This is a genomic window from Spirulina subsalsa FACHB-351 (genome assembly GCF_026130165.1).
Taxonomy (GTDB): Bacteria; Cyanobacteriota; Cyanobacteriia; order Cyanobacteriales; family Spirulinaceae; genus Spirulina_A; species Spirulina_A subsalsa_A.
In genome coordinates, this window is the sequence record NZ_JAIHOM010000033.1 from 1 (window position 1) to 20728 (window position 20728).

Here is a 20728-nt window from a genome sequence, read left to right on the forward strand (position 1 = left end):
GACGCAACTTGTATTGATAGGAAAGAATGAGCATCTTACGAAATGCAAGTGATTCTCTTAATTGTATTACGATTAAGAAAAAGCCGTCCTAGAAGGACGGGGCTTTAGACCCAGGGTTTTTGGTAAACAGGAATCAGCAGAGAAGGGGGGAGTCAAACTTTGTAGCAACATCAGCTTAGAATCCCCTGAGTTTCAACCGGGGGGGATGTCAAGCCCTCATTTTTGCTCGTCCCCTCTGGGATAAAATGGGGGGGCGCTGCTGTTTCTTTACTCCATTGTCTATGAAACCTATTACGGCTTTCCTTCCCCCCTGGTTTGTGCTTGATCCTCTGCTCAAAAACTGGTTGTTAGAAGATATTGGACGAGGCGATCGCACCAGTGGCGGATTAGGGATTCCCGATGACCGTCTATGCCAAGCCCGTTGGGTAGTTAAGGAGGCAGGTGTTATTGCAGGTTTACCTGTGGCGGAACGGGTGTTTTTTCTGCTGGATCCTCGCGTAGAATTTAAGCCCATGGTATCAGAGGGTCAAGCTTGCGATCGCGGGGAAACCATTGCCTCTCTCCAAGGCCCTCTCTCCCCCTTACTGATGGGGGAACGAGTAGCCCTCAATTTAGGGATGCGTTTGAGTGGAATTGCTAGTTTAACGCGGCAATATGTGGCGCAAATTGCCGATTTACCCGCTCGCTTGGTGGATACGCGCAAAACTACCCCAGGCCTGCGCCTTTTAGAGAAATATGCCATGCAGGTGGGGGGGGCGATGAATCACCGCATGGGATTAGATGATGGGGTGTTAATTAAAGATAATCATATTGCGGCAGCTGGGGGGATTGGGGCGGCTATGGAACAGATTCGCGATCGCATTCCCTACCCCCTCACCGTTGAAGTGGAAACAGAAAACCTCGCTCAAGTTCAAGCAGCCCTCGCCCATCAAGCCGATATTATTATGTTAGATAATATGCCCCTAGAACTCATGGGGGAAGCAGTGCAACTGATCCGCGCTGAAAATAAGCGGATTAAAATTGAAGCCTCGGGGAATATTACCTTAGAAACCATCCGAGGGGTGGCAGAAACGGGAGTAGATTATATCTCTAGTAGCGCCCCCATTACTCGTTCAACTTGGTTAGATTTAAGTATGAAAATTTGACGTTCCCCGACCTCAAGCTGTGAGGACTCTTGGCTTCACGAGGCGACTTGCTGAAGCCAGTTTTCAATAGCAGAGGTTTTCCCACACCATATTTTGATAACTTGGGGTGAACAAGAATGACGGTAATCCTGACGCACCATCCTGAATCTATGATCCATTCCCCCACCGTTTCACTCATAAATTCCCGTTACAATAGAAATCCGATTGTCTCCCAAGGCTTGACAAGCGGCTAGGGTTTGATGGGCTCGTTCTAGGAGAGTATGGGCTGAATCGTTGTTTTGTGCCATTGTCCCACTGACGGAAAGGGTGACATGAAGGGGTGAGGTTTGATCTAATACCAGACAGGTATCTTTCACCAAAAATGAAAGGCGACCTGCTAACATTTTTAACACCCGCTCATTAATATTAGGGAATAAAATAATAAATTCATCTTGATTCCAGCGAGTCAGTAGGTCTACTGTACGACGAATCGATGTGCTGAGTGTTTTGGCAACCATGCACAAAACTTGATCCCGAATTATTAATCCGTAGTCTTCTTCAATTTCGGTTAAGTGGTCAATTTTCAAGACCAATAAACCGAACTTAATCTGATATTCATGGAGTTCCTCAAAACGATGCTCTAAATTCAGGCGGGTGAGGCGATAATTGCCAATTTCTGTCACCTGATCAATAAGGGATTTAGCTTGTAATTGGCTGACCGTTTCTTGATCACGATGGAGTTGAGAACGATCTAAAAAGAGTTGGACCGCACCTAACAAATTTCCTCGTTCATCATGAATCGGTAACACTCGCAGGCTAATCGGGACAGGATACCCTTGTTTGTGGTAGAGGTAAAAATCACCACTGCGTTTTTGCCCATCCTGTAACGTAGCCGTCAGGGGATATCTCTGCCCAGAGAGTTCATGACCTGTTTCGTCTAGGTGTTTTAATAAATTACCCTGGCATTTTTTGCCGAGTACATCCTCTCGGCTGTATCCTGTAATATCTTCTGCCCGTTGATTCCAGAATAAAATCCTTTTTTCTAGGTCAACGTAATAAACACCGTCGAATAAATTATCAATAATCGATTGATACCAAGAGTAGTCCGTAATCTCTTGCCTTGCTGGTCTAATTTGATACATTGTCCTACTTACCTGCCATGTCCCTTATGGCATCTATTAAATGGGGTCGTGGTTCAAAATTCAACTAATTGAAAGGAAAGCTTTAGAAAGTGTGTAATGAATCTTAAGAAAGAGAAAAATACACTCCATCTTGATTAATGCAAGGGTTATAACGAAAAATTAAGCTCAGAAATTGCGAAAAAATCTGGCAGAAATCTGAGAATTTGTTCGATTTTAATTCATATTAATTTACACGGGAGGAGTTAGCTCTGACGGATTTCCCGAATGAATACTCAAGAGCGTCGCTGTAATCGGGAATTTTTGCCTCACAAACACTGAGCTGGATCTAACCTTAGTGAATCCGTGAATCCACTACATCCGTCAGAGAAACGCGATAACATGATTGAACTGTCTAGAACGCGAATGATTATGCAAGTCCCCTTCGTTGATTTTTCTTGGCAACATGAGCCAATTCAGAGCGAAATTGACCAAGCGATCGCACAGGTAGTGCAACGGGGCGATTTCATCTTAGGTCAAACAGTTGCTCAGTTTGAACAAGCTTTTGCCCAAGCTTCTGGGGTGGAGTATGGTGTAGGGGTGGGCTGTGGGACAGATGCGATCGCCTTGGGTCTACAAGCTTGTGGTATTGGACCCGGTGATGAGGTCATTGTTCCGGTGAACACCTTCATTGCAACAGTGATCGGGGTATTGCGCACAGGAGCAAAGCCCGTATTTGTCGATTGTGACCCCGCAACAGCTTTAATCGACCTAGAACAAGCCCCTAGAGTAGTGACAGCCCAAACCAAAGCCCTGATTGCGGTACATCTTTATGGGCAAATGGTGTCCCCTCAGCAGTTGCGAGAGTTCACCACAGCCCACGGTCTGCTGTTATTTGAAGATGCCGCCCAAGCTCATTTAGCCCAACGGGAAGGCCATAGGGCCGGCTCTTTGGGAGTAGCGGCCGGGTACAGTTTCTATCCCAGTAAAAATTTAGGCGGTTTTGGGGATGGGGGAATCGTCCTGACCAACGATCAGACGTTAGCTCAAAAGGTGCGCTGTTATCGTAACTACGGGGCCAGTCAAAAGTATGTTCACACAGAACTCGGTACCAATAGCCGTTTAGATAGTCTGCAAGCGGCCATTTTAGAGGTGAAATTACCCCATCTACAGGAGTGGAATTTAGCCCGCAATCAGGCGGCTGGTCAGTATGATGAGGCATTAAAGCCTTTGGCTGACTATGGGATTTTTCCCTTTCGCAATGACGGCGGCCCGGGTCATATTTACCATCTCTATGTGATACGAGTTACATCCGAATCCCCCTTAACTCGCGATAATTTACAAAAGGCTTTAGGAGAGCGGGGGATTCAAACAGGAATTCACTATCCAATTCCTTGTCATCTACAACCCGCTTATCAATACTTGGGCTATCATACCGGAGACTTTCCCCATGCCGAAACCTTGGCGCAAGAAATTCTCTCCTTGCCCATGTTCCCCGGACTGAGTGAAGCCCAAGTTCAGCAAGTGGTGGAGACGATTAAAAGTGTGATTCAGGGTGATTGATTCGATGAAAACTCTTGCTGCTCTCAAAATCTACCCATGAAAGACTATGGTACAACGTTTAAAAAACCCGGCTTTCCTGCTAGAACGCCGTTGGCTCTATGCCATGATGGGGGGACTTTTTATCCTCCTTTATGCTCCCTTGATGGTTCATTGGGTTGATGGTTGGCTCAATAAAACCATTAGCATTGAACATGAATATTTTAGTCATGGCCTGATTGGTTTTCCTTTTGCGGCCTATATTGTGTGGCTGCAACGGAAAAAATGGCGCAGATTGAGCGATCGCACCCATCCCGTCGGTGGAATTCTCTTAGGCCTTGGGGCGCTGTGCTACTTAAGCGGCACCGGGGAACTGGTGAACCTTTCCCTCCCCATTCTCCTCACGGGTCTTTGTTTGTGGCTCAAAGGAGTGCCGGGGCTAAAATTACAGGGCTTTCCCCTCATTTTAGTCTGGTTAGCTACCCCTAACGCCATGCCCTATTTAATCTCGCCCTTTTCCATTGTCCTCCAGACCTTTATTGCCAATGTGGCTGGATTTATCCTCATCCATGCTGGGATGGATGTACAAGTGGAAAGCATTTATCTCACCGTAGGCGGGCGTTTAGTAGAAGTTGCCCCCCACTGTTCTGGGTTGAAAATGCTTTTCACCAGCTTATATGTGGGGCTAATGTTATTGTATTGGACCGATAACTTGCGATCGCGCCCCAAAACCATCGCCCTCCTCCTCGGAGCCACCTTCATTAGTGTCAGTGCCAACATTCTGCGCAATACCCTCCTCACCTACTTTCATGGTAGCCATCAAGATCAACTCTTCGCTTGGCTACACGAAGGATGGGGCGGGGATCTTTATTCCGCCGGAATGTTAGGGTTAGTCCTAGTCTGGATGAACATTCTCGACCGTTTGCATCTTACCCCCAAGCCAGCCCTTCCCCTCACCCCAGAACCCCCTCAAGACTCGATGGGAGATAGTGAATCATGAAAATCACCGATACCAATCCTCAACCTATCCCCTCCCCAACAACAGCCTCCCGCGTCTCCCGTCCCCATCTGGCGATGGTGATTCTCCTCGCCATCGTCCTACTGGTGGTAGCGATTCCCCAATATATTCAAGGTGCTTGGTCTTGGCGTGAACCCCCCGCCATCCCCGCCCTGTCTGAGATGCTCGCCTTGACAGGGAAAGGCTTAGAATTACCCGGTTGGACTACCCAAGAACAAACCGAAGTGAGATTAGGCGGACAAAGTTGGTCTGGTCAATCCATCATCGGTGACGCTTATGATCGACCCATTACCCTGTTGTTATTACCCCAGAAAACCATCCGAGATCAGCCCGATGTGGAATGGGTGGATGTCTCCGGACAAATGCGCTGGAAAATGGGGGCGATGACCACCCTCCAAGTTGAGGTAGAACAAGAAGGGAACACCATTCCCGTATCAGCCCGCTTTTTCCAAGCCTTCACCGAACATCAAACCTTTGCCGTAGTTCAATGGTATGCCCTCGACCGAGAAGGGACTCCCACCCCCGGGCGTTGGTTTTGGTTAGATCAAATCGCCCAACTCCGGGGTCAGCGCGTGCCTTGGATCGCCGTAAGTCTCTTAATTCCTGTCAGTCCTCTGCGCGACCTAGAAGATAGCGAAGGTTTAGCCACAGCCTTGATTGAAACCGTACAATCCACCATTATGAATGATGTGTTTTAAGGCTCTTGGAGATTAGAATGTCTGATTCTGCCTTGAATATTCGACTATCAAGGGTGTGGGTCACTGCCTTCGCCGGGTCATCCCTAGGCATCGTCCTAGGAACCGTCTCCCCAGTCATCGCCCAGGATCAAACCATCGACCCTAACCTACGCGGCCCCATTCCCATCTTCCACAGCCCTGCTGGGACTATGGGTTTTCCGGTGATTCCACCCCCCATTCCCACGGAATCCGATGCCCCTCCCCCCACCTTCCCCGAGGGGGAGCGGATTCCCCCCGGTTACACGCCCCCTGTGCGGGACGAAAGCCCCCTAAACCAATTCAACCGCTACCGTTTAGCGGTTGGGGATGGGATTGCCGTTTCCGTGCCGAATTTTCCCGAATTTCAGGCCGCAGGGACTATTAACCTAGAGGGCAATCTTTCTATCCCCATTCTCGGCCCCATTTCCTTGGTGGGTTTAACCATTGAAGAAGCCCAAGCTAAAATTAGCTATGAACTGGGGGAACGCTTTTTGCAACGACCCCCCGACGTTTTAGTTCTCCTCAATGCCCCTCGCGCCCCCGATGTGACCGTTGTGGGGGAAGTGTTTGAACCGGGATTTTATCAACTCCCCCCCGGTTCAGACCCCATTGATGCCGTGCAGTTTGCCCAAGGCAGCACCCAGGATGCGGATTTACGCTCAGTCATAGTGCGGCGGACTTTAGTGGATGGCACAGTAATTGAGCAAAGTGTGAACCTGTTTGATCCTCTCAGCCAAGGGATTAAACCCCCGACCCTGATTTTACAGCATGGGGATTCGGTGATTGTTAACCGGATTCCCGTGGGGGAAGAACAATTTTATGATCAGAATTTAGTCGCTCGGTCTAATGTGTCTCAAGTGGCAATTGCCGTCCGGATCGTGAGTCATCCCAATAGTATTGCCACAACAATTAATTTGCCCAACGGCAGCACTTTTTTAGATGCGGTGACTCAGATGGGATCTTTTAATCAAAGTCAATTGAACCGCATTGCTTTAATTCGTTTTGACCCGGAATTGGGGCGGCCGGTAGTGCAGCATTTAAGCGGACGGGCGGCTTTACAGGGGGATCTCTCAGAAAATCCTCCCCTGCGCCATAATGATATCTTGGTGGTGAACCGTAACTTAATTGGTCGTCTTAGCTATGGTTTGAATACTTTTACTCAACCTTTCCGGGATATTTTGGGCTTTTTGCTGTTCTTTAATCAGTTAGTGAATAGTGCCAGTGATTTATTTCAACCCGGTGGGGGGGGGCAATAGTGGGGGGTGATCTTAGTCACGGTTGGGCTGTGGTTTTGCTCACCTCGGATGTTGACGAAGTACACCAAGGGAGAGAGAAGGCGATCGCGTTCTTTTTTGGAAAAACTTGGGATGATAAAGATGTCGAGAGTTAAGCCCCCTAAAAAACCATGTTAAACCTTCAACTGCTCCCCGGTGCCATTTCTGAAATCCTCGCCTCCGTTGCTGAAACCGGCCGTTTGACTCAAGGCGATCGCTACGGTTTATTAGCCGCCACCTTAGATGAATCCCTCGGCGAAGAAGAACGCCGCGCCGTTAACCGCCTTCTCCGTTCCGTCCAACGCGGTCGAGTTCAGTGGGCCTAAAATTTTTCTCCCTCAACTGAAGTTCATCCCTTAACTCACGACAACAACACCCTCACACCCGCTTAGATTTCTAAGCGGTTTTTTTTCCCCAAGATACCTCTAGCGACAGCAATACAAGTGGCTAAACTCGCCGTCGTTTTTAACCCTTGGGGATTGAGGTGGGTGGCCGTGGCGCGGTGTCCTTGGGCTTGGAGGGCTTGAATCAGTTGGGCTTTCGGGGGCAAGTCCAGTTTACCCCGTTTGCCGATGGCTTGTAGGGTGTAGAAATAGGGGGGGAAATCGACCTCGGCCTGGAGTAAATCGAGTAAACGAGGGAGGCTAGAATCAAGGTGGGGTAAGCTAGAAGAGCGCATCAGGTTGAGAAAAGTGCGATCGCCTAATTCCCCCAACCACATCGGCCCCGTCAACGTTAACGGCCGTTCATCTCGCAAACACACTGAACGCCCCAATTTCTCCCAAGCTACCCCCTGATAGTCCCCACAGTGGTGACAATAGCCCAAAAACCCGTAATTCTGGGGCGTGAGGCGCACCTTAGCCCCCAAACGCACCATCACCCGATAGGTATTGCTCCTATAGAGCGAGAAAATCGGTTCAATCCCCATCCCCCGACTCGCGGCCTCCTGTTGTAAAGCCCCCAACAGCAAGCGCAATCCCTGTTCATGGGCGGCCGGATGAGAACGAGCAAAAGCCCCATAATCCTGTAGACTTTTGCTGGGAAGGTGTCCCGTTGCACTGCGGCCATCGGTACTGGTAAGGTACAACAAGCCCCCTATTTTCACCGCCCATAATGCCGTTGTGAAATAGGGAGCAGCGGACCCAAAACAGTCTACATCCACCAAATCATAATAATCCTGCTCACTGTAACAGTGGAAAAACACACGATGGGCATTCTCAAAGGTGAGTTTACAGCGTCCCGAGGCGATCGCACCCTTTAAATTCTCCTCCAGCAGCCCCCTTAAATCTGGATTCCCCTCATTCGCCCACACCCAACTCGCCCCACTTTCTGCCCCATAACGCAAACTCCGCACCCCACAGCCCGTCATCCCATCTAACACCCGCAACGCCCCCACCTGTTGACGATACACCCACCCCGCCAACACTCCTAAATCCCGCACAATCCGGGTTTCCCGGCGATAAAACGCCCCATCCACACCAAAACTCACCCGTCCTTCTTCTACTGCTTGCATCAATTACTCACAGATTCCACCGGAATAGTAATTACAAACTCCGTCCCCTCCCCCGGTACAGAATGATAGGTTAACATCCCATGATGACGGTCTACAATAATCTGATAACTCACCGACAACCCTAAACCCGTTCCCTTGCCCACAGGTTTTGTCGTGAAAAACGGCTCGAAAATGTGATCTTGCGCCGACTCAGGAATTCCCTGACCATTATCTGCAATAGAAACCTGAATTTTTCCCTCCTCCAAATAGTGCGTTTCAATCTTAATTTTTTTCTCCTCTCGTTCACAATTCAACACCGCATCAATGGCATTACTTAAAACATTTAAAAACACTTGATTCATCAATCCCGCATAACATTCCACCGGGGGCAAAACATCATATTTTTTCTCAATTTTAATTGTGTTCTCAGAACCCGGAATATTTAGGCGATTTTCGACAATCATCAACGTACTTTCTAGCCCGTGATGTAAGTCTACCTGTTTTTTATCTGACTCATCTAAACGGGAAAAATTACGCAAAGATAAGACAATTTCCCGAATTCGTTCCGCCCCAACCTCCATGGATTGCAAGAGTTTAGGCAAATCTTCCCGCAGAAACTCTAAATCCACCTCCTGATAATAGTTTTCTATCTCCTCTGGTGGTTCAGGATAATATTTTTCGTACAAATCAATAATATTTAATAAATCAATGCCATAATGTTTGACATAGTTCAAATTCCCATAAATAAAATTAATCGGATTATTGACCTCATGGGCAATCCCTGCCACCAGTTGCCCCAAACTAGACATTTTCTCCCGTTGCACCAACTCCGTCGTCATTTTCTTATTCTCTTGGAAAATCTGGGCAATGGTTTCAAACCAAGCTAACCAATTTTCCGGCACATCTTCATAGTCAACGGTTTGATTTTGACTACAAGCTTCGATATGTTCAATTAATTGACTGGCCGGATTAATAAATTCTCGCTTAATCAGTTGATTCACTAAAAAAAACAACAACAGAGAACCCGTTAAAATGAGTCCTAAACCTAGGGAAACATGAAAAAGAAGCGGGGTAATAACTTCAGATTTTTTAGCAATAAACAAGAGCTTCCAGTTAGCATTGTGAAATTCTTCATGAACTAATAAATAACTCCCAGTATCTTGAATCGTGAGGGGGTTATTTTCTAAGTAGGAGTTAATTTTCAGTTTTAGGGTGTCGGGCAAATAATCTTTAAGCTGGATAATCGAGGGTTGGGCATCATGATTTAATTCATCAATGGCAATAATTTGTTGTTGCTCATTAAACAACACAAAATGACCTACAGTAGGAGATTCTTTTACTAAAATTTGCTTAAAAATATCTAAGGTAAAATCAAGGGCAATTAGCCCCCGAAATTGCTGTTTTTCATAGACAGGTGCGCCACAAGTGACAATAGATTGATGAGTCACGGGGTTAAAATGTACCGGACTCCAAAAGCGGTGATGTTGAGGATTTTTCTCAGGAAATGCTAACGAATAAGTTTCCTCTGTTAATAAATCTTCGGTAAAATGGGCTTGTTCTGATTTCACCCAAGGATAGAGATTTAAAAAGTGATTGTCTGATAAATAATAGGCCCAGAGAGTATTCGGAATGAGTTTAAAAGCAGTTTGTAATAAGGGGTTAATATATAAAGCCATTTCTAGTTCGCGATAAAACTCAGAACCGCGTTCTTGTAGCCTTCCCATCCCGGTTAAATTACCAATTAACCTCGGGCTATAGGGTTCTGGAATATTATCTAAATTATAGTAAATTTGCCCTTGACTTTCTTGCTCTTTTAAGCTATCTAACAAGATGGATTCAAAAGCCGTAATTTGACTAATATCGTAAAAAGAGTTTGCCCGAAATTGCATCTGTTCTACATAATTTTCCGCATTTTCTAGTTTACGATCAATAATTGTAACCACTTCCCGCATGGTGTGTTTCAGTTGCTGAGTTTCGTATTTATACTGACTCATAAACTGCCAGTAGAATAGAACGGAAATAACTAAAATTACAATAACAAAAGTGATTTGAATAATCCGATTGTAACGAGCAAAGATCATAGGGCTTGTTTCATAGTAGTTTGAGAGAATTAAACACCCATTGTTATTATATGTAGATTAGGTGCACTGGAGTGCGAAACCTAACTCTATTCTCTCTGGTGTTAGGTTACACGGGGTTTCACCCAACCTACAAGGGGGAGAATTCCTCCTAACTCTATTTTCTCTGGTGTTAGGTTACACGGGGTTTCACCCAACCTACAAGGGGGAGAATTCCTCCTAACTCTATTCTCTCTGGTGTTAGGTTACACGGGGTTTCACCCAACCTACAAGGGGGAGAATTCCTCCTAACTCTATTTTCTCTGGTGTTGGGTTACACGGGGTTTCACCCAACCTACAAGGGGGAGAATTCCTCCTAACTCTATTCTCTCTGATGTTAGGTTACACGGGGTTTCACCCAACCTACAAGGGGGAGAATTCCTCCTAACTCTATTCTCTCTGATGTTAGGTTACACGGGGTTTCACCCAACCTACAAGGGGGAGAATTCCTCCTAACTCTATTTTCTCTGGTGTTGGGTTACACGGGGTTTCACCCAACCTACAAGGGGGAGAAATAGGGGGGAATAAATTGTATTCCCCCAGAGAATAAATTAACCGTCTGCTTCCGGTTCATAGGTTGATGCAACATACAACTCTTTAAGCTGTTTAAGGTCAACTTGAGAGGGGGCATCGGTGAGCAGAGAACGAGCTTGTTGGGTTTTGGGGAAGGCAATTACATCCCGGATGGATTCCTCTTTGGCTAATAACATGACTAAACGATCTAAACCGTAGGCAATGCCGCCATGGGGGGGAGTTCCGTACTCAAAAGCTTCTAATAAAAAGCCAAATTTAGCATAGGCTTCTTCTTCAGATAGTCCAATGGCTGAAAAGACTTTTTCTTGAATTTCCCGTTGATAAATCCGCAAACTGCCGCCCCCTACTTCGATGCCGTTGTAGACTAAATCGTAGGCTTGCGCTCGGGCAGTTTTTAGGTCGTCTAAATCGTCAAGATGGGGACAAGTAAAGGGGTGATGTAGGGCTTCTAGGCGTTGCTCGTCTTCGTTCCATTCAAACATGGGAAATTCGGTAATCCAGAGCAGGTTAATTTGCTCGGGGTTGATTAGTCCCAGTTGTTCTCCGACGACGAGGCGGAGACGATCTAAGGATTTATTAACGGTAGGAATATCTCCCGCACCGAAGAGTAATAAATCTCCGGCTTGGGCGTTGGTGCGGGTGAGGAGTTCTTGTTTTTGTTCGGGGGTTAAGTTGTCTTTAATAGCTCCGATACTGTCAATTTCTCCCCCTTCTCGAACACGGATAAAGGCAATTCCTTTTGCTCCGGCGATGGTGGCTTCTTTAAATAAGTCGCCACCGGGTTTGATGCGGACGTTAGAAATGCTTTCGTTGCCGCCCGGAATGGGTAATACTTTGACGATGCCGCCACTTTTTACGGCTCCTGAGAAGACTTTAAAGCCGGAGTTGGCCATGATGTCTGAGACATCGACTAATTTTAAGTCAAAACGGGTGTCGGGGCGGTCTGTGCCGTATTGATTCATGGCTTCGGCATAGGTGAGACGGGGGAAAGGACGGGGGATGTCTAGGCCTTTGACGGTTTTGAAGATATGACAGACGAGGGCTTCGTTGAGGGCTAGAATTTCGTCTTGGGAGAGGAAACTCATTTCCATGTCTAGCTGGGTGAATTCGGGTTGACGATCGGCGCGGAGGTCTTCGTCTCGGAAGCAACGGGCGATTTGGTAGTAGCGGTCAAAGCCGGCTACCATGAGCAGTTGTTTGAAGAGTTGGGGAGACTGGGGAAGGGCGTACCATTCGCCGGGATTGACGCGGGAGGGTACGAGGTAGTCTCGGGCGCCTTCGGGGGTGGATCGGGTGAGGATGGGGGTTTCTACTTCGATGAAGTGTTCCTGATCTTCGAGGAAACGACGGATGGCTTTGATGACTTGGTGCCGGAGGGTGAGGTTACGGGTCATGCGATCGCGCCGTAGATCCAAGTAACGGTATTTCAGCCGCAATTCCTCTTTAATGGTCTCAGTTTCGGCGGTGGAAACCTGAAAGGGTAACTGTTTTTGAACGCCGTTGAGGATCTCAATCTGATCGGCATAAATTTCGATTTCTCCGGTGGGGATTTTGGGGTTGAGGGATTCTGCCGGACGCTGACTGACACGCCCCTCTATGCGCACGACATACTCATTTCGGAGGGTTTCTGCCATACTATAGGATTGGGGGGTGCGTTCTGGATCGCTGACGATTTGGACAACTCCGGTGCGATCGCGCAAATCTACAAAGATCACACCACCATGATCCCGACGACGATCGACCCACCCACACAGGCTAACTGTTTTTCCTACGGCCTCGGCTCGTAATTCTCCGCAATAATGAGTACGCATAAACTTTACTACAACACAAAAAAATAGAAGGACTTTCTATGGTAACAGAATGTTACGCCCAATCTATTATCCTTTATGTCGGGTTAAGATCGGGATTCTGGCTTGCCTGTTGAATTGTTGCTCCTAGAAAACCCTTTGTTTTGTGAGGTGGATTCAGTCTAATGGATCATGAAAATTGTTGATTGATTCTTGATTATCTCAGCCTTATGTCAGCTAAAATGAAATCATCGTAGATTGCCCAGTGACTTAATACCCTATGCAGTTAACTCCCCAAGAACAAGATAAACTTTTAATTTTTACGGCGGCCTTACTGGCGGAACGGCGCAAGGCAAAAGGGCTTAGGTTAAACTATCCTGAAGCGGTGGCTTATCTTTCTTCAGCGATTCTCGAAGGTGCTAGGGAAGGGAAAACTGTGTCAGAATTGATGAGTGAAGGAACTACACTACTGAGTCGCGCTGATGTGATGGAGGGGGTGCCAGAAATGATCCCGGAAGTGCAAGTTGAGGCGACGTTCCCTGATGGGACAAAATTAGTGACAGTACATCATCCCATTCGGTAATTGATGATTCATACATTGAACCTAAAATAATAAGTAATTATTCAGAGAAGAGCAAGGGATTATGATTCCGGGTGAATTGTTAATTGATGACGGTGAGATTGAATTAAATCAGGGACGAGAAACGCGGCGAATTGTGGTGAGTAATACGGGAGATCGTCCGATTCAAGTGGGGTCGCATTTTCACTTTTATGAGGCGAATCGGGCGTTAGAGTGCGATCGCGAGGCCGCCAAAGGAATGCGCTTAAATATCCCGGCGGGAACCTCTATCCGTTTTGAACCGGGGGATGAAAAGGAGGTGGAATTAATTCCCCTCGTGGGAAGTCGTCAAGTGTATGGGTTTAACGGATTAGTTAATGGGTATCTAGACCCGGATTAAATTCTAATTCAAGTGATAAAAAACGTGCCATCTTTACCCGAATAAACCGTAATAGTTGGCTCTGTTCAAGATAAACCTATCACTAGGATCCGTAAGTTATGAAACTCCCTCCTTCTTGGCAATTACCCTCGACGATTAAAAACCGTCTGGGTCAAAAAAGTGCGGGTAAACAACGGGCAATGATTGCGGAAGGACATCTTTTGCTGGTGCTACATCGCGCTCCGACTTTGGGAGAAAAACAGCGTCAAGGGGTGTTTTTCTGGCGAGATCCTCAAGGGAAGTGGGAATGTAGTGCGGGGGGGGTGGGATTAAAACCGTTAATGAAACATATTCAAGTCTACGAAGAGGCTGAGAATGTCCTGAGTTTAGCCTATGGCGAGGCAGAACAGGCGGAAGACTATTTTAACTTGCTTGAACAACTCGCTCCCCTGCAACATTCTACCCAGAATCTACACAATACCCTACAAGCGGCTCGGGAGGGGATTCCCGAAGACCGGGATATTATTGATTTGCGTGACTGGGCCTATGGGATAGAGCGATCGCTCAATCTCCTCCACGAAAACATCAAAAACAGCCTCGACTACCGCATTGCCGAACGAGTGGAACAGCAAAATGCCATTGCCTTGGAGTCGGTTCGGGCTAGTCATCGTCTCAATATTTTAGTAGCCATTTTCTTCCCCCTCACAGCCATTACTTGTATTTTTGGCATGAATCTGAACAGTGGTTTAGCGGAGTCCTTCAGTTTCTGGCTGATTCTCCTGATTAGCCTCACCTTAGGCTTTTGGGTGCGACGTTGGGTGATCGTCGGTAGACTTTGGTAATCAAGGGTTTCAGACTTTAAACAAAAAATGTTTAGAATTTTCTCTAAACCAATAAAAATAAAAAAACGGTGTTAGCTTGGTAATATCAGGGACACTACAGGATTTTTGTCTGGCATTGGGTGAACAATCAAAACTCGGATCTCTGATGGGGTGGATTTAATTTAACAAACAGACTCATCAGCAGCAGGGAGACGATTTAACCTAGTTGCGTTTAAGGATTGGGGATTGATGAAAGTCTGTCAGTCGGAATATGAACACAATCAGGGAATTTTCTAATTTTAATTACACAATTTTGATCAACTCACTTGTGGGGGGATTCGTGTGTTTTTTGCGTGAAAACCTCATAATGGAAAAAAGCCCCTTTTGTGGTAGTTAAGTGATTATGTGGGAGAAAAGTGTTATTCCAAAAGTCCTGAGTTCCGAGTCTGTTGTGGAATTAACCATTGATCGGAAACCCATTGTCGTGACACCTGAAACAACGGTGAGGGATGCGATCGCCCAAATGAAGCCCCCAGACCAAAACAACGCAGTCGCCCAAACTTCACCCCAGCCCAAAACTTGTATTCTTGTGGGGCAGGAAAACACCTTACTCGGATTCCTCACAGAACGAGATATTCTGCTTCTAATCGCTCAGGATATTGATTTAGCTCAAGTTACCGTGTCTAGTGTGATGGAGCATCCGGGGATCACCATTAGGCGATCGCACCTCAACAATCCCCTCAGTCTCCTCTCTCAATTCAGTGAACACCAGACGGGTTATTTCGTTATTTTAGAAGACGAGGAACCTCACAACATTTATGGTGTAATCACCCTAGAGCAACTCTGCTTAGACTTAAATAAAGCGGGACTACTAGCCAATCGAAAACCGCAAGTTATTGAGCCTCAAGCACCTATTGATTCTGGTTTAAGCCCCTCTATTTTCTCATCGGAAAGCCATAAATCTATTGATGAAGACCCAACTATAATTTCCCAACTTAAAGCCAATTTTAATCGCTTAAACTACCTACTAAACTACAGTCCGGCTATTCTTTATACAGCCGATCCAGTCACTTATGAAACCACCTTTATCAGTGAAAACGTCAAAACTATTTTAGGTTATGAAGCCTCAAGCTTTCTCGAAAATCCTAAACTTTGGCAAGAGTATATTCATCCTGAAGATCAAGTTATTCTTTCCTGGATAATTCAGCGTCTCTCTAACTCAAATTCTCAGACTTGTGATTATCGATTTCGGGATGCACAAGGTCAATACCATTGGTTACGCAATGAAATATTAGTGATTCGAGATGAACACAACCACCCTCAAGAACTGATCGGCTATTGTATTACAGTAGACGATTTAAAAGAAACCGAGAAAAATTTGAGAACCAGTGAGCAACAATTTCGCAGTATTTTTGAACAAGCCGATGTAGGGATTACTCAACTCTCTCCCACAGGGTCTTTTTTAAAAGTTAACCCAAAATTCATGGAAATTGTACAGTATTCTAAAGAAGAACTGCTACGAACTACCTACCAAAAAATTACTTATCCCCAAGACTTAGCCCAAGATTTAACCCTAAACTACCAGTTATTAATCGGTAAAATTTCCCGCTTTGCGGCTGACAAACGCTATGTTCGCAAAGATGGATCGATTGTCTGGGTTCATTGGAGTGGCTGTGTTGTTCGTGGTATAGGGGGAAAAGCCGAGTCAATTATTGCCGTAGTTCAAGACATTAGCGAACAGCAAGCGGCACTTCATGAACGCAAACAAGCAGAATTAGCCCTACAAGAAAGTGAGTCCATCCTGCGCAGTTTTTATGACAGCAGTACCATGATGATGGGCGTAGTAGAATTGACCTCTTCACCCGAGGATTTATTGCATATTTGGAGTAATTCAATGACGGCCGAGTTTGTGGGTTTACCTGCCAAGCAAATGGAATATAAAACTGCTCAGGAGTTGGGAATCCCTGACAATATTACTCGGGAATGGATTCAATATTGCAAACATATTCAAACCACCGGAAAACCTGTTCAGTTTCAATGTTTATACAAACACAACGGAAAAAATTTCTGGTTATTGACTACCCTTTCTCCAATTCGCAATGACAACAGAATCGGTTCTCGTTTTTGCTACATCACCGAAGATGTTACCGAACGCAAACAAACGGAACGCATCCTTGCCCAAACCACTCAAACCCTGTTACAAGCGCAAAAGATCGCCCATATTGGCTATTGGGACTATAACGTAATTAGTCATCAACTGATCTGGAATAAAGAAACCTTCGAGATTTTTGGTCGAGATTGGAATGAACCAGAACCCACCTATACTCAATATATCGCCCAAATTCATCCCGAAGACCGCATCAAATACCAAACCGCCTTAGAACATAGTTTGATGACAGGGGAACGGTTTGAGGTGGAATATCGCCTCTTAAGAGGAAGCGGAGAAATTCGCTATCTTTATGGTCAAGCGGAAGTTGAAACTAATAGTCAAGGTATGATTACTCGCCTTTTTGGAGTAGTGATTGATATTACCGAGAAAAAACACGCCGAAGAGAGTTTGAAGGCTTCTGAAGCGAAATATCGCCTGCTGGTGGAACAAATGCCTGCCGTTACCTATACGGCAGCTTTAGATGATTTGAGTACCACCCTTTATGTGAGTCCGCAAATTGAGCAAATGTTAGGCTATCCCTTACGGGAATGGTTACTGCAACCGGATCGTTGGTATAGGGCTGTTCATCCTGATGATCGGGATAAAGTAACCCAAGTTTTGAAAATAGCTCATGGGGGTCCGACAACTTTTAGTCGGGAGTATCGAATTTTTGCTAAATCGGGGGAAATGTTATGGGTGCGCGATCGCGCTAGAATTGTCACCAACGAAGCCGGAGAACCGATTTTTCTCCAAGGGATGATGTTTGATATGACCGAGCAAAAAAACTCGGAAGAAGAGTTACAGCACGCTTACACCCATTTAGAAGCCACGAACCACCGTCTTGAAATTTCCCTCAAAACCCTTGAACAACGCAACCATGAACAAGCCATTACCAGTCAGATGCTAGAGTTTCTACAGGCTTGTAGCACCTCCTTAGAAGCTTATCCGGCCACTGCCGAATTTTTAAAAGTCCTCTTTCCCCACTGTTTTGGGTCAATTTTCTTACCCCAAGCTAATAACAAAGCCCTAGAAGCTGTTAGCATTTTTGGAGATTTATCCCCCACACAAAGCACGATAAACACTCAAGACTGTTGGGCTTTACTCCGGGGAAAAACCCATTATGCTTCTCATCATCAACCGGGGTTATTTTGTCGTCACGTTGACCAAACCTCTCGCCCGACAGCAACCCTTTGTATTCCTATGATGGTACAAGGAGTAGCCATAGGTTTATTTTATTTATGCACCCAAGATTCAGCAGAGATTGAGCCAGAAAAGCAACAACTAGCTCAAACTGTTTCAGAACAAATTGCCTTAGCTATTTCTAACTTGCAACTGCGGGAAACTTTACAAAATCAGAGTATTTGCGATCCGCTAACGGGATTATTTAATCGTCGTTATTTAGAGCAATCCTTACAGCAAAATTTACAGACGGCTGAATTAAAAGAACAGCCTGTGAGTTTAATTATGATTGATGTGGATCATTTTAAACAATTTAATGATACCTATGGTCATGATGCTGGGGATTTTGTCTTACAAACTTTGGCAGAATTTTTACAAAAACAAGTGCGGGAGTCGGATATTGTCTGTCGTTATGGGGGGGAAGAATTTACCTTGATTTTGCCCAATGTGTCTTTAGAATTAGCCTATGAACGGGCTGAGTTATTGCGTAAACGGATTAAAAAACTGCCCTTAAATTATCAAGGGAAAAACTTAGGACAGTTGAGTTTTTCGGCGGGTCTGGCTACGTTTCCTGAACAAGGGGACACGGTGCAATCTCTCATTCGTCGGGCTGATGAGGCACTATATGACGCTAAACGACAGGGGCGCGATCGCGTGATTTGTGCTAACACCGTTCTCTTCGGGCAAGATTGACGGGCAATGGGATCAAGATTTGAAAAATGGGTAATAAAAAGCCGTCCTGAAGGACGGGGCTTGTATCCCATTATTTTCGGTCATGCTAAGATCCACACAGTCCCCCTGTTTCAGGTTCAAGAATTCCCCTATGGCTCAAACTGTCTGGATTGCACGACATGGCAACCGTCTAGACTTTGTTTATCCCGACTGGTTTAATACCGCACAACGACGCTATGATCCCCCGCTCTCAGAGGATGGATTCCTACAAGCACAAGCCTTGGGACAGCGTTTGCAAAAAGAGGCGATCGCCCATATCTTCGCCTCCCCCTTCCTGCGCACCGTACAAACCGCCCACGCTGTCGCCGAATGCCTTAATCTCCCCATCAAACTCGAAAGCGGCCTCAGTGAATGGCTAAACCCCCACTGGATGACCGAAATGCCCGAGCGTCTCCTCCCAGAAGTCCTCGCTCAACAATATCCCCGTCTTGATCTCAGTTACACCTCCTGCGTCATTCCCCAATACCCCGAAACGGAGAACGAAGTCATGGAGAGAAGCGCCGTGACGGTTCATCAATTAGTGCAAAAATACTCAGAAGATATTCTCTTAGTGGGTCATGCGGCATCCGTCGTCGGCACTACCCAAGGACTGGTCGGGGGGCAACCTTTTGTCAATACCGCGCTGTGTTGTTTGGTGAAAGTAGTGCATAAAAATGGGAACTGGGAAATGGAATTAAATGGCGACACCACTCACCTCGCTCCCCAGTCCGCCTCTTTTTGGGCCTAGGGGGGATCAATCAACACCAGTAGATTCACTGTTGGTTGTACGAAGAATCCCCGCCTAGGCAAGAGCAGGAAGTGCCAATATCACAACGTTGAGATTGACTGATTAACCATGCTCGTGCGCTTGGCCGGAAAGCGGAAAAGCACCTGAAACAGCGATTTCCTCTGGTCTGCGGGTTCCGGCGCATAATTCCACAAACTGTCATAGAAGAAGAAAGAAAACCCTAAACCCTGTTGACGGGCGCTTTGGATTTTAGCCTGAATTTGTTGTAAACCAACGGGACGATTTCTTAACCCAGTCAAAATTCCCACCCCAGTCGGGATTCGTTGCCGCGCTTCTTGAATTTCCGGCCGCACTAAATGCTCCCGGAAAGCCGCCAAATCAGGACGATACACTTGAACTAATAGTTCATCAATGATGCCCCGACGTAACCAAGCTAACCAGTCTTGGAGTTGTCCGCGATAGGCGAAATCGTAGGGATTAGGGGAAACTGAGAAAATAGCGTCGGGTTTTTTCGCTTTCACTTGACGGTGCAATTGAACCATAAAGGCCGTCAGTTTATCAGCCCGCCATCTTACCCAAGCGGGATCAGTGGGATTACTAGGGGCTGCCCGGCCGGTTTCTCGTCGATACATGGCCGTTGTGAAACTGTCATAGCCAAACTGGTTGGGGAGACTGGCATGATCATCAAACTGTACCCCGTCCACATCATATTGATCGAGGACTTCTAGGACAATTTGGGTGATGAATTGCTGCACTTCAGGATGAAAGGGGTTTAACCAGTAAACCTCTCCGGCGGTTCCAATCCAAGAGCGAGTTCCATCTTGTTTTTGGGTCAGCCATTCGGGGTGAGCTTTGGCTAATTCGGAGAAGGGGGGAGTCATAAACCCAAATTCAAACCAAGGTAAGACTAACAGGCCCTGACGGTGGGCTTTCTGTACGAGATCCGCTAGGATATCTTGACCTTGATTGCCGCGACGGATAAAGGTTTGAATCCCTGCTCTTTGGGCGGTGGCGCTGGGGTAGTGAACAAAACCGGAGTTCCAGACTACCGGATAAATGGTGTTAAAGTTCAGTTGCCCCAATTGAGTAACGGCCGCCTCTAGGGCTGTTTGATCCGCGAGTACCCGGGTGTCATTGTTGGTCATCCAGACTCCCCGCACTTCGGGAAAACGCTGTTGAGCAACGGTGCCCAGGGGGTGGCTCAGGAAAATAATCGTGAGCAAGGCGGTTAGAAAGAGGGCTAGTTGGGATCTCCAACGGTGCGATCGCCTTGAAAATATCGCCGATAAGAACATAGGTTTAAAGGTCAAAATCTTGATCAGTTTAGGGTTCATCATGCCGGGGACTCTTTCCGGCAAAGGTCTGAGAAGTTTTCAATACACCCGTGAAACGGTATTGCACCAATCCTTATACAATTCTTAAGCTTTAACAAACTTCTGTAGTATAGCTGACAATGCACGGGG

General features: G+C 46.4%; 16 protein-coding genes. 11 read left to right on the forward strand and 5 right to left on the reverse strand.

The window, feature by feature from the left end:
• The first annotated feature begins 281 nt into the window (after window positions 1-281).
• Window positions 282-1145, forward strand: a complete 864-nt coding sequence (gene nadC / locus K4A83_RS08445; RefSeq protein WP_265264047.1) for a carboxylating nicotinate-nucleotide diphosphorylase — start codon at window positions 282-284, stop codon at window positions 1143-1145.
• Window positions 1146-1315: 170 nt separating this feature from the next.
• On the opposite strand, the gene K4A83_RS08450 is transcribed toward nadC, so the two are convergent.
• Window positions 1316-2266: a sensor domain-containing diguanylate cyclase gene (locus tag K4A83_RS08450; RefSeq protein WP_265264048.1), complete on the reverse strand. Its 951-nt coding sequence runs from the start codon at window positions 2264-2266 to the stop codon at window positions 1316-1318.
• A gap of 402 nt (window positions 2267-2668) precedes the next feature.
• Between K4A83_RS08450 and K4A83_RS08455 the strand changes: the two genes are divergently transcribed.
• The 5 genes from K4A83_RS08455 to K4A83_RS08475 all read left to right on the forward strand — a co-directional run bounded on the left by K4A83_RS08455 (window position 2669) and on the right by K4A83_RS08475 (window position 7115).
• Entirely contained in the window at window positions 2669-3805 is a 1137-nt protein-coding gene (locus K4A83_RS08455) for a DegT/DnrJ/EryC1/StrS family aminotransferase (RefSeq protein WP_407809951.1), read from the forward strand.
• A gap of 46 nt (window positions 3806-3851) precedes the next feature.
• On the forward strand, window positions 3852-4781 hold the full coding sequence (crtB, locus tag K4A83_RS08460) for a cyanoexosortase B (protein ID WP_265264050.1): 930 nt from the start codon (window positions 3852-3854) through the stop codon (window positions 4779-4781).
• Complete coding sequence (locus K4A83_RS08465) at window positions 4778-5497, forward strand: cyanoexosortase B system-associated protein (protein WP_265264051.1); 720 nt, start codon at window positions 4778-4780, stop codon at window positions 5495-5497. Before crtB ends, K4A83_RS08465 begins: the two co-directional genes overlap by 4 nt.
• A 17-nt stretch (window positions 5498-5514) precedes the next feature.
• On the forward strand, window positions 5515-6771 hold the full coding sequence (locus K4A83_RS08470) for a polysaccharide biosynthesis/export family protein (RefSeq protein WP_265264052.1): 1257 nt from the start codon (window positions 5515-5517) through the stop codon (window positions 6769-6771).
• A gap of 149 nt (window positions 6772-6920) precedes the next feature.
• Window positions 6921-7115 (forward strand): hypothetical protein, encoded by a 195-nt coding sequence (locus tag K4A83_RS08475; RefSeq protein WP_265264053.1) that lies wholly within the window; start codon window positions 6921-6923, stop codon window positions 7113-7115.
• Between the two features lie 62 nt (window positions 7116-7177).
• Here the strand turns inward: K4A83_RS08475 and K4A83_RS08480 are convergent, their stop codons facing one another.
• From K4A83_RS08480 to aspS, 3 genes are all read right to left on the reverse strand, one after another.
• Entirely contained in the window at window positions 7178-8302 is a 1125-nt protein-coding gene (locus tag K4A83_RS08480; protein WP_265264054.1) for a class I SAM-dependent methyltransferase, read from the reverse strand.
• Window positions 8302-10362 (reverse strand): ATP-binding protein, encoded by a 2061-nt coding sequence (locus K4A83_RS08485; protein WP_265264056.1) that lies wholly within the window; start codon window positions 10360-10362, stop codon window positions 8302-8304. The genes K4A83_RS08480 and K4A83_RS08485 overlap by 1 nt, the downstream gene beginning before the upstream one ends.
• 587 nt (window positions 10363-10949) lie before the next feature.
• Entirely contained in the window at window positions 10950-12743 is a 1794-nt protein-coding gene (aspS, locus tag K4A83_RS08490) for an aspartate--tRNA ligase (RefSeq protein WP_265264057.1), read from the reverse strand.
• A gap of 256 nt (window positions 12744-12999) precedes the next feature.
• Between aspS and ureA the strand changes: the two genes are divergently transcribed.
• From ureA to K4A83_RS08515, 5 genes are all read left to right on the forward strand, one after another.
• Window positions 13000-13302, forward strand: a complete 303-nt coding sequence (gene ureA / locus K4A83_RS08495; RefSeq protein WP_265264058.1) for an urease subunit gamma — start codon at window positions 13000-13002, stop codon at window positions 13300-13302.
• Window positions 13303-13363: 61 nt separating this feature from the next.
• The gene (locus tag K4A83_RS08500; RefSeq protein WP_265264059.1) at window positions 13364-13678 is read left to right on the forward strand and encodes an urease subunit beta; all 315 of its coding nucleotides are present in this window, start codon (window positions 13364-13366) and stop codon (window positions 13676-13678) included.
• Between the two features lie 98 nt (window positions 13679-13776).
• The gene (locus K4A83_RS08505) at window positions 13777-14499 is read left to right on the forward strand and encodes a CorA family divalent cation transporter (RefSeq protein ID WP_265264060.1); all 723 of its coding nucleotides are present in this window, start codon (window positions 13777-13779) and stop codon (window positions 14497-14499) included.
• Window positions 14500-14929: 430 nt separating this feature from the next.
• Complete coding sequence (locus tag K4A83_RS08510) at window positions 14930-18499, forward strand: PAS domain-containing protein (RefSeq protein WP_265264061.1); 3570 nt, start codon at window positions 14930-14932, stop codon at window positions 18497-18499.
• 130 nt (window positions 18500-18629) lie between these two features.
• Complete coding sequence (locus K4A83_RS08515; protein ID WP_265264062.1) at window positions 18630-19265, forward strand: histidine phosphatase family protein; 636 nt, start codon at window positions 18630-18632, stop codon at window positions 19263-19265.
• 80 nt (window positions 19266-19345) lie between these two features.
• Here K4A83_RS08515 and K4A83_RS08520 read toward each other — a convergent pair whose 3' ends face one another.
• Window positions 19346-20602, reverse strand: coding sequence for a family 10 glycosylhydrolase (locus tag K4A83_RS08520; protein ID WP_265264063.1), 1257 nt, complete (start codon window positions 20600-20602; stop codon window positions 19346-19348).
• Window positions 20603-20728: the final 126 nt, after the last annotated feature.